Raw genomic sequence first — 10,547 nt, forward strand, 5'->3', positions numbered from 1 at the left:
TACTCAGTTGTGCGCGGCCCAGGCCCGCCACAGGTGGGCGTATCGGCCGTCCGTGGCGATCAACTCGTCATGGGAGCCGCTCTCAAGGATTCGGCCGCCGTCCATGACCACCACGTGGTCAGCGGCGGCCGCCTGAGTGAGTCGGTGCGCCACGATCAGCGTTGTCCGCCCCGCGGTAGCGGCCGCGGCAGCCGCCTCGAGTTCGGCGGCGTGGGCGCTGCCGGCCTCGGCGGTGGCCTCGTCCAGGACGACGACGGCCGGATCGGCCAGGACCAGCCGTGCCATCGCTATGTGCTGGGCCTGGGCGGCGGTCAGGTCGACGCCGTGTTCGCCGACGGCGGTGTCCAGCCCGTCCTCGAGCGCCTCGACCCAGTCGGCGGCGCCGACGGTGCGCAGCGCGGCCCAGATCTGATCGCGGTTGGCTTGCGGAGCGACCAGGCGCAGGTCGTCGATCAGCGGACCGGAGAACACGTGCACCTCCTGGGTGATCGTGGCGACCCAGTGACGCAGCCGGTCACCGGCGATGTGCTCCACGGGGACACCGCCGATCCGGGTCTGGCCTCGGGTCGGTGTCTGCAGCCCGGCGACCACGGCGGCCAGCGTCGTCTTGCCTGCACCGGTGGAACCAACTACGGCACAACGGGTTCCGGCCGGGATCCGCAGCGAGACCTCGTGCAACACCTCCGGCCCGTCACCGTAGGCGAACGACACCCGCTCGATGTCGACGTCGGCGCTGGCGGGTTCGGCGGTCTGCGACCCGCTCAGCGGGCCCGGCGTGGGTATGTCGATGACACCGACCAGCCGAGCCAGGCTGGCGGCCGCCTCCTGCGCCTCGTCGAAGTTGTACATCAGCATGCCGATCGGGTTGAACAGGCGGTGGAACATCAGGGCGGCGGCGGTGACCTCGCCGACCGTGACCGACCCGGAGCGCACCAGCAGGAACCCGGCTACCAATGTTGCTGTCAGGCCGATAAATTCGGCCCGGTTCACCCGACCTACCAGCCGCGTGAACAAGGTGAACACCGTGATCGAGATGTCGCGGGCCCGCGCCGAGGCCCGGTCGATCTCGGCGAGGTGTGTGTCGTGGACCTCGTAGGCCTCGATGGTCCTTGCACCCTGGATGGACTCGACGGTGACCTGCGCGCGGGCGGCGATCGCCAGGCGCTCATCGGCGTACATCGGTGCCGAACGCGGTAGGTACCACCACAGTCCGGCGGCGTAGGCCGGGATCGCCAACGCACCGGCCAGACCCAGGCGCCAGTCCAGGCTGGTCATCCCGGCCAGCGTGACGACGCCGAGGAACACGGCGTTGAGGATTGTCGGCATCACCTGGGATACGGCCTTGGCGACGGTGGCGACGTCGGCACCGACCCGGGACAGCAGGTCGCCACGGCCACTTTCCTCGATGGTGGTGGCGGGCAGGTCGAGTGCTCGTTGCATGACCTGTTCGCGAAGATCGGCGACGGTGTGCGCGCCGAGGCGTGCAATCAGGTAGGACGACAGGCCGGTGCCGAGTCCGCCGATCAGCGCGGTCACTCCGATGACCGTGGCCAGGGCGGTAAGGCTGGCGGCGGGGTCGCCGTCGCGGATCCGGTCGACCAGGGTGCCGAGGAGATAGACCGGGACGGTCGAGGCCGCTGCGGCGGCCAGCCCGACCACCGCCGCGCCGGCCGTGCCACCCCGCCGGCGCAGCAGGTCGGCGCGCAGCCAGCGCGCGGTGCGTGCGGTGCTCGCGACCGGAAGCACCGGCGGCGTGATCGATTCGGTGACCGTCATCGCGTCACCCGCTGCCGGTAGCCGGCGTGGCCGTCCACCAGGTCGCGATGGGTGCCGTCGGCCGCGACGACGCCGCCGTCGATGAGCACGACCCGGTCCGCGGCGGCCAGCAGCGCCGGGCTGTTGGTGACGACGACGGTGGTGCGCCGGGCGGACCGTAGCCTGCGGATGCCGTCGGCGATCGCCTGTTCGGTGACGGCGTCGACTGCCGTTGTCGGGTCGTGCAGCACCAGCACCTCGGGATCGGCGGCCAGCGCCCTGGCCAGCGTCCAGCGCTGCCGCTGTCCACCGGACATGCTGGCGCCGCGCTCGTGGACGGGGTGCGCCAACCCGTCGGGATGCAGCTCGACGACGTCGAGCGCGCAGGACGCCTCCAGCGCATCGCGGATCGCTACGGGATCGGCTCCGGAGATGTCGAGATTGGATTGCAGAGTGCCGCTGAACAAGTCGCTGTGATGTTGCTCGACGAGCAGTGTGGTGCGGCGCCGGCCTGCGGGGATCTCCCCGATGTGCCGACCACCGACCCGGACTTCACCGCCGGCGCGGACCTGACCGGACAACAGGTCGATCAGTGCGCCGGCCTCACGTGGGTCGGAGGTCAGCACGGCGACGAACTCGCCGGGCGCGATGTCCAGGGACAGGCCCTGCAGTGCGCCGTGCGCGGCTTTCTCAACCGTCAGGGTGCCCGGTGTCGCCGGATCGACGGCCGGCAGTTGGTCGTGGCGGTGCGCCGCGTTGAGTACGCCGGCCACCCGGTTGGCCGATGCGCGTGCTTCGGCGACCCAGCTCGGCACGATGGCCAGCAGCGAGAACGGTTCGACGAGGAACTGGGCCAGGCCGATGACGGTGATCAACTCGCCGACCGACACCGTGCCGTGCAGCGCGAAGTAGGCGGCGACCACCGCGACGGCCATCGCGGCCAGCCCGCCGGCAGCGGCCGCGGCGCCCTCGTGGGCGCTCTGGATGCGGGCCGCCCGCAGGGTCGCGCCCAATGACCGGCGGCTGGCGGCACGGTAGCGCGCGGCCGCGTTGCGTTGGGCACCGATGCCCTGCAGGGGGCGATGTCCGCTGATCAGATCCGTGGCCAGCGCGGTGGCGCGGCCGACTTCGGCCTGCTGGTCCTCGACGCGGCGGGCGATGATCGGTGCCGTCGTCTGCAACGCGGCCACCACGACCGGCACACCGATGAGCACCATCAAGCCCAGCGGCACGTCGATGCGCAGCAGCACTGCCCCGCAGGCGATGGTCGCCACCACCGCGCCGGTGACGCGGGGGACGTAGTCGAGCACGTAAGAGGTCTCGTCGGCGTCGGTCGAGGAGATCGACAACAGCTCCCCGGTCTGCAGCTCGGTTCGGATACCCAGCGGGTGCAGGATTCTGGCGCTCAGCTCGACGCGCAGTAGATGAGCTTCGCGGGCGATGGCGAACATCAGCAACCGGGCACCGTAGCGATACACCACGGTGAGTACGACGAACAAGGCGGCGAGCACCCCGATCCAGCCGGCGATCGCGGAGACGCTGCCGGTGCTGACCGCCCGGTCGACGATGATGCCGATCAGTACCGGCACCGAGACCTCGCACAGTTGGTGCAGTGCGATGAGTCCTGAGCCTGGCGCGAGCCAACGCAGGTTGCGGGTGACGGTCCGGCGCAAGACGCCTGGGCCGGTCCACCGCACGCCGGTGGTCACGCCGGTGGTGGTGCTCAAGCTGATGCGGTCACGCCGTCGGCGCGGCTGAGGTGTTCGCGCAGCGAGCGTGGCCGCATGTCGGTCCAGTTCTGGTCGACGTAGTTCAGCGCGGCTTCCCGGTCGGTGCCGTCCGGACCGCCGAACACGACCGTCCACCCCGCGGGGACGGCGGCGAAGGTCGGCCACAGCGAGTGCTGGTCCTCGTCGTTGACGAGGACCAAGAATCGACCGTCTGGGTCATCAAAGGGATTGGTGGACAAGACGTTCCTCCCGTACGTTCGTGTCGCGCATTGCCGGTGGGGTAGACCCACGAATGGCACGTCCGGCATGCTATCAAAGGTAAGGCTAACCATAGTGAGCTACCTAGTGGGCAGGGAGGGTCGACGTGCGCGTCGTGATGTTCGGGTACCAGACGTGGGGGTATCGCACGCTGGCAGCGCTGCTGAAGTCGCGGCACGAGGTCGTTCTGGCGGTGACGCATCCGGTGAGTGATCATGCCTACGAATCGATTTGGGCAGACTCCGTCGAGGACCTCGCCCGTGAGGCCGGTATCGAGGTGTTCCTGGCCAAGCGCCCGACTCCGGAGCTGATCGAGCGGGTGCGAGAGTTGGCACCCGATGTGATGGTGGCCAACAACTGGCGTACCCGCTTGCCGCAGGAACTGTTCGGGATCCCGGCGTATGGCACTGTCAATCTTCACGATTCGCTGTTGCCGCAATTCACCGGGTTCTCTCCGGTGATCTGGTCGCTGATCAGCGGCTCGGAACGCACCGGGCTCACCGCGCACCTGATGGACGCCGAACTGGATACCGGCGACATCCTGGTGCAGCGGTCCGTGGAGATCACCCCGACGAGCACCGGCACCAGCCTGGTGCTGGACACCCTCGACCTGGTGCCGGAGGTGCTGGAGGAGGCGCTGGACGGGCTGGAATTCGGAACAGCGGTCGCCGTGCCGCAGGACCTGAGCCGGCGCACCTTCTTCCACAAGCGTTCCGACCGCGACGGCCTGGTCGACTGGAGTTGGCCGGCTCCGGACATCGAGCGCTTCATCCGTGCCCTGTCCGATCCGTATCCCAACGCCTACACGTATTTCCGTGGTCAACGGCTGCGGCTGATCTCCTCGCACGTCTCGCGCTGCACCTACGGCGGCACGCCGGGGCGGGTGTTCATCGAAGAGGACGGCGGCATGGTCATCGTCGCCGGCGCGCAGGCCTACCGCGGCGAATCTCCGGGGCTGGTGCTCGACGTGGTGCGCACCGAGGATGGGGCAGATCACCACGCGCTGGGCTTCTTCGGCCGCGGCGGAGGGTATCTCACCGCCGCGCCCTGACGTGCGGCGCGGCCCGCGGGATGATCAGCGGGGTCCCGGTCTGCGGGTCGTCGATGATCTGACAGGCCAGCCCGTAGACCGATTCGACCAGCTCCTCGGTGATCACCTCGCCCGGCGGGCCTTGGGCCACAATGCGTCCGCTCTTCATCGCGATGATCTGATCGGCGTAGCGACAGGCGTGATTCAGGTCGTGCAGGACGGCGACCACCGTCCGGTCCTGTTCGCGGTTGAGCCTGGCGAACAGGTCGAGCAACTCCACCTGGTGGGTGATGTCCAGATAGGTGGTGGGTTCGTCGAGCAGCATCAGCGGGGTCTGCTGGGCCAGCAGCATCGCCACCCAGACCCGTTGGCGCTGGCCGCCTGACAGTTCGTCGACCAGCCGGCCGGACAGTTCGGTCACCGCAGTGGCGTGCATGGCCTCGGTGACCGCGTCGTCGTCGTCGCGCGACCACTGCCGCCACACGTTTTGGTGCGGGTATCGGCCGCGGGCGACCAGGTCGGCCACGGTAATGCCTTCCGGTGCCACCGACGACTGCGGCAGCAGGCCCAGCCGGCGTGCCACCTCCTTGGTGTGCAGGGTCGCGATGTCCTCGCCGTCCAGGATGACCTGACCGTTAACGGGTTTGAGCAGCCGAGCCAGTCCGCGTAGCAGCGTGGACTTACCGCACGCGTTGGGGCCGACGATCATCGTCACCCGATGGTCGAGCACCTCGACGGACAGGTCGGTGATCACCGGAGCCCCGTAGCCGATGGAGAGCTTGTGGGTGCGTAACCGGCTGGGAGTCATCGGTTGCCCTTTCGCGCCTGGGTGACGAGCAGATAGACGAGGTAGGCGCCGCCCAGTGATGCGGTGACCGCGCCGACCGGCAACTCGTTGCCGGCGAACAGCTGCTGGGCCAGCACGTCGCTGACCAACAGCAGCAGGGCGCCCATCGCGGCCGACGGCACCAGTGCGACACCGGGACTGGCGGTCAGCCGCCGGGCGATCTGTGGAGCGGCCAGCGCGACGAAGGTGATGGGGCCGGCGGCCGCACAGGCCAGCGCCACCAGACCGACACCGACCACGAGGTAGCCCAGTCGGGTGGGCTCTGGGCGTACCCCCATGGCACCGGCCGCGTCGTCGCCCAACTGCAGTGCCGGCAGCCGCGGTCCCAGCGCGACCAGGGCGACGGTCGCGGCGCCCAGGCACACCGTCATCGGCACCACCTGCTGCCATCCCAGCCCGTTGAGCGTGCCCTGCTGCCACACCGAGGCGGTGACCGCGGTGTGGAAGTCGAGCTTGATCACGATCCACTGGTTGACCGAACTCACCACCGCGCCGACCGCGATGCCGACCACGATCAGCCGGTAACCCGCCACCCCATTGCGATAGGAGAGGCCATAGACCAGCACGGCGGTCGCGAGCCCCCCCACCAGCGCACCGGCGGCCACCAGGTAGTAGCCGCCGCCCAACCCGGCCAGCACCACCAACGCTCCGGTGTAGGCGCCGGAATTGATGCCGATGATGTCGGGGCTGCCCAGCGAATTGCGGGTCAGCGCTTGGAAAATCGCACCCGACACGCCCAGTGCGGCACCGATCAGCAGCGCCATCACCATGCGCGGCATCCGCCACTGCAACACGACGACGCGGTCGAAGGAGGTGTTGACACCGAGCAGCACCCGCAGCACGTCTGCGGGTGCGACGGCGTACCGGCCCAGCCCGACGGCGAGGACGGCGATCACGGCGCAGGCGGCCACCAGCGCTGCGACAACGGCGACCGCGCGCCAGGAGGCTCGCGCGGAGATCGCCCCCAGGCGCACGACGCACTGGCGTCGCCCGAAGTCCGTCGTTGTCACGATCGGTCCGCTCCCTGTCGGCGGATCAGCCAGATCAGCACCGGCGCCCCGAGGAAGGCGGTGACGATGCCGGCCGGCAGCTCGGCGGGGCGGATCACGAGGCGCCCCACGATGTCCGCGGCCAGCAGCAGCGCGGGCCCGACGAGGCAGGCGTAGGCCAGAATCCAGCGCCAGTCCGGTCCGGTGAAGCGGCGCACCGCATGCGGCACCAGCAGACCGACGAAACCGATGGGGCCGGCTCCCGCGGTCGCCGCCCCGGCGAGCAGCGTGACCGCGACGAGGCTCAGCGCCTGCGTGCGGGCAACATTGCCGCCCATGCTGCGGGCCAGGTCCTCACCCAGTGCGGTGACATTCAGCGACCGGCTGACCACCAAGCACAACACCAGACCGACGGCGATGAACGGGGCGACCGCCGCAGCGACGTCCAGTGGGCGCCCGTCGAGTGCACCGGCGTCCCAGAATCGCATGTTGTCGAAGGCCCGCGGATTGCGTAGCCGGATGGCGAACCCGACGCCGTCCATCACCGCACCCACCGCGACCCCGGCAAGAAGCACCCGCACCGGGGTCACCGCGGACCGCCCGGTCATCCCGACCAGATACACCAGGACCATGGCGGCCAGCGCACCGGCGAAGGCGAACCAGATGTAGGTCCAGATGCCGCGCAACCCGAGGAACGCGATCGCGCTTACCACGAAAAGAGCTGCCCCCGAGTTGATTCCGAGGATTTCGGTATCGGCCAGCGGATTGCGCCCCACCGCCTGGATCAGGGTGCCGGACAGGGCCAGGGCGAGGCCGACCAACAATGCCAGCACGGTGCGGGGGATCCGCAGGTCGCGCACGATCCATTGCTCACCCACATCCCGGTAATCGGTGACCGCCTGCCAGACGGTGAGCAACGAGACAGTCTGGGTGCCGATCGCGAGGCTGGCCATGCAGGTCAGGAGCAGCAGTGCGGCCGCCACGATCAGCCCGGTGCTCCGTCGGCGCCGGGTGTGCAGGTGGACGGCCGTGCGCAGTTCCGTCGCCGCCGCCGGTGGCGCGGACACGCTGCTACAGGCCAACTCGTTCGAGGGCGTCGTCGAACTCCTCCGACGCCACCTTGTCCCCCTTACCGTCGGCGAGGGCGCGCTCGTAGACCGCCAGCACCTGGTCTTCGACGAGAGCGAACCTCGCGTCCCAGGACTCCGAGTCGTAACGCCAGTACCCGGTGATGTCGTACTGGTCGATGCTCCATCCCAGCCCGCGCAGGTACTTGCGCACCTCGCGGGATTGCGCGGCCTCACCGGCGAACCAGCAGTAGCCCTGGGGCGGCAGGTCGATCCGCCGAACAAGTTTCGCCAACCGGCTTGGGCCGAAGCCGTTTCCGGTGCCGAGGCTGGGGATGATGGTGACGCCGGGCCGGTTTGGCAGGTAGTCGAGGTCGTGGTGGTCGGCCGCTTCGACGATCACCACAGTGGACACGGCCGGGGGTAGTTCCTCGACGATGCGGGCGGTGGCGGGCAAGCCGGAAAGGTCGGTGACCAAAAGCTGCCAGTCCATGCCGGGCGCTGGGCGGTACCAGGACCGCGCGTGGTCGAGCCGCACTCGGTCACCTGCGGTCGTCGTACGTGCCCATGTGGTCCCGGGGCCGCTGGCATGGAGAACGATGTCGAGGTCGATGCGGTCACCGTCGTGGTGGCGCACCGAATAGTTGCGGCCCTCGTCGGGCGAGTCCGGGTCGAAGTAGACCCCCACCGCGGAATCGCCACCCGGCGCGACGGCGAGGGCTTCAGGGGCCTCGACGCGCAGACTGATTCGGCGTAGCCGCGGGTTCAGCGGGAGGGTCTCGATGACGTACGCATCCGAGAAGCTCATTCGGGTTAGGTTAGCCTAATCACTCCAGGGATGTGGGGACCCCCGCGTCGTCCCGCTGCGGGGGTCCGCCCGAGCGGGCGCCGCCCACCGGCGCGGGATGGATGCCTTCGGGTCCTAGACCGCCCCCGCCGCGCCGAGTGTGGTGGCGGTCAGCGTGGCGACCAGCGTCTCCTCGTCGGTCTGGATGTCACCGTGCAACCAGGCGATGATCAGCTCCGTCGCGGCGGTGACCATGGCTCGTGCGGCCAGCGCGCGGTCGACCGACGGCTTCGCCGGCCCGCTGAACGGCATGGCCTCGGCTGCGACACGCTCGGCGAATACCCCGATCTCCCGCTGCTGCAGGGAGCGCAGCCGGGGAAAGCCGGGCGACTCCATGTACAGCCGGGCGTCGGCGGCGCTGGCGACCAGGGTCGCCACCACGGTGTGAAGCACGCCATGGGCCCGGTCGGCCATTGGCTCCTCGCGAAGCACGACCTCCATCGCCGACTTCAGTCGCGTGTACAGATCCGCGGCACAGGCGTCGAGCAGTTCGTCCTTGCCGGCGAATTCGGCATAGAAGTACCGCTTGCTCAGGTTGGCGCGCCCGCACACCAGCTCGACGGTCAGCGGTGCCAGGCCGTCCTCGGCGATCAGGGCGCGCGCCGCCGCCAGCAGACGTTCGCGCCGGTCCGCTGAGCGCTGCTGGGCGGTGAGCCCCGCGTACGTGCGGCCTTCGAGCTTGGTTCCCTCCTGACCTCCGGACATGCCGCCCATCTTGACCCATCTGTGGCCTTCGCCATAATCTAGAACGAACGCGTTCCAGATTACCCCCGGCGGTGACGCGGCCGGCGCACGAGGAGTGAGGCGATGACAACACGGATCATGGATCACGCGGCCCAGGTGCTGGCCGAACCACAGGCCTACGCCGACGAGGCGCGGCTTCATCAGGCGCTGGCGCATCTGCGTGCCCATGCTCCGGTGTCCTGGGTCGAGTCGAGGAACTATCAGCCGTTCTGGGCGATCACCAAGCACGCCGACGTGATGGCCATCGAGCGGCAGAATGACCTGTTCACCAACGCTCCCCGCCCGTTGCTCATGGAGACGGAGCTCGACGCGAAGCTGCTTGCCGACCGCGAAGCGGGGATCGGTCTGAGCACCCTGATCCACATCGACGATCCGCACCATCGCGACTTACGCAAGATCGGCGCCGACTGGTTCCGCCCGAAAGCCATGCGCGCCTTGAAAACCCGGTGCGACGAGCTGGCGAAGATGTACGTCGACCAGATGGTCGAACGCGGCCCGGAGCTGGACTTCGCCCAGGAGATCGCGGTCAACTACCCGCTGTATGTGATCCTGTCGCTGCTGGGTCTGCCTGAGTCGGACTTCCCCCGCATGCTCAAGCTGACCCAGGAGATGTTCGGCGGCGAGGACAGCGAATTCCAGCGCGGCAACACCACCGAGGACATGCTCGCGGTGTTGCTCGACTTCTTCAACTACTTCGCCGCGTTGACCGCGTCTCGCCGCGAAACACCCACCGAGGACCTGGCTTCGGCGATCGCCAACGCGACCATCGACGGTGCGCCGCTGTCGGATATGGACACCGCCTCCTACTACGTGATCGTGGCCAGCGCCGGACACGACACCACCAGCGCCGGCATCGCCGGCGGACTGCTGGAGCTGCTGCGCAATCCCGGTGAGCTGGCGCGGTTGCAGAACGACATGAGCCTGATGGGCACCGCCGTCGAAGAGATGATCCGCTGCGTGGTGCCCGTCAAGGAGTTCATGCGCACCGCTCAGGCCGACACCGAGGTCCGCGGCGTGCCGATCGCCAAGGGCGAATCGGTACTGCTGTCCTACGTTTCGGCCAACCGCGACGAGGACGTGTTCGACGATCCGATGCGTTTCGACGTGGGCCGTGACCCCAACAAGCACCTGTCATTCGGCTACGGGGTGCACTTCTGCCTCGGTGCAGCGCTCGCGCGCATGGAGATGCACAGCTTCTTCACCGAGCTGGTCCCGCGGATCACGTCGATCGAACTCACCGGCGACCCGCAACTGATGGCCACCACCTTCGTCGGAGGCCT

Annotated in this window: 10 protein-coding genes; 2 read left to right on the forward strand and 8 right to left on the reverse strand. The window is 68.9% G+C overall.

What is annotated here, in order from left to right:
- Positions 1 to 3: 3 nt before the first annotated feature.
- The 3 genes from ACXDF8_RS14485 to ACXDF8_RS14495 are packed head-to-tail and all read right to left on the reverse strand — an operon-like array spanning position 4 to position 3,724.
- On the reverse strand, positions 4 to 1,776 hold the full coding sequence (locus ACXDF8_RS14485) for an ABC transporter ATP-binding protein (RefSeq protein WP_457223952.1): 1,773 nt from the start codon (positions 1,774 to 1,776) through the stop codon (positions 4 to 6).
- Positions 1,773 to 3,482 (reverse strand): ABC transporter ATP-binding protein, encoded by a 1,710-nt coding sequence (locus tag ACXDF8_RS14490; protein ID WP_457223953.1) that lies wholly within the window; start codon positions 3,480 to 3,482, stop codon positions 1,773 to 1,775. Before ACXDF8_RS14490 ends, ACXDF8_RS14485 begins: the two co-directional genes overlap by 4 nt.
- Positions 3,479 to 3,724, reverse strand: coding sequence for an MbtH family protein (locus ACXDF8_RS14495; RefSeq protein WP_457223954.1), 246 nt, complete (start codon positions 3,722 to 3,724; stop codon positions 3,479 to 3,481). The genes ACXDF8_RS14490 and ACXDF8_RS14495 overlap by 4 nt, the downstream gene beginning before the upstream one ends.
- A gap of 125 nt (positions 3,725 to 3,849) precedes the next feature.
- On the opposite strand from ACXDF8_RS14495, the gene ACXDF8_RS14500 reads away from it, so the two are divergent.
- Entirely contained in the window at positions 3,850 to 4,794 is a 945-nt protein-coding gene (locus ACXDF8_RS14500; RefSeq protein ID WP_457223955.1) for a methionyl-tRNA formyltransferase, read from the forward strand.
- Here ACXDF8_RS14500 and ACXDF8_RS14505 read toward each other — a convergent pair.
- From ACXDF8_RS14505 to ACXDF8_RS14525, 5 genes are all read right to left on the reverse strand, one after another.
- Positions 4,778 to 5,581, reverse strand: coding sequence for an ABC transporter ATP-binding protein (locus tag ACXDF8_RS14505; protein WP_457223956.1), 804 nt, complete (start codon positions 5,579 to 5,581; stop codon positions 4,778 to 4,780). The genes ACXDF8_RS14500 and ACXDF8_RS14505 overlap by 17 nt on opposite strands.
- Positions 5,578 to 6,630, reverse strand: coding sequence for a FecCD family ABC transporter permease (locus ACXDF8_RS14510; protein ID WP_457223957.1), 1,053 nt, complete (start codon positions 6,628 to 6,630; stop codon positions 5,578 to 5,580). Before ACXDF8_RS14510 ends, ACXDF8_RS14505 begins: the two co-directional genes overlap by 4 nt.
- Entirely contained in the window at positions 6,627 to 7,676 is a 1,050-nt protein-coding gene (locus ACXDF8_RS14515; RefSeq protein ID WP_457223958.1) for a FecCD family ABC transporter permease, read from the reverse strand. Before ACXDF8_RS14515 ends, ACXDF8_RS14510 begins: the two co-directional genes overlap by 4 nt.
- A gap of 4 nt (positions 7,677 to 7,680) precedes the next feature.
- Entirely contained in the window at positions 7,681 to 8,484 is an 804-nt protein-coding gene (locus tag ACXDF8_RS14520) for an SIP domain-containing protein (protein WP_457223959.1), read from the reverse strand.
- A gap of 114 nt (positions 8,485 to 8,598) precedes the next feature.
- Positions 8,599 to 9,228 carry a TetR/AcrR family transcriptional regulator gene (locus ACXDF8_RS14525; RefSeq protein ID WP_457223960.1) on the reverse strand — a complete coding sequence of 210 codons (630 nt, stop codon included), beginning with the start codon at positions 9,226 to 9,228 and terminating at the stop codon, positions 8,599 to 8,601.
- 102 nt (positions 9,229 to 9,330) lie between these two features.
- Between ACXDF8_RS14525 and ACXDF8_RS14530 the strand changes: the two genes are divergently transcribed.
- A partial coding sequence (locus ACXDF8_RS14530; protein ID WP_457223961.1) for a cytochrome P450 occupies positions 9,331 to 10,547 on the forward strand: 1,217 nt, incomplete at its 3' end.

This window comes from Mycolicibacterium sp. CBM1, from assembly GCF_054073305.1.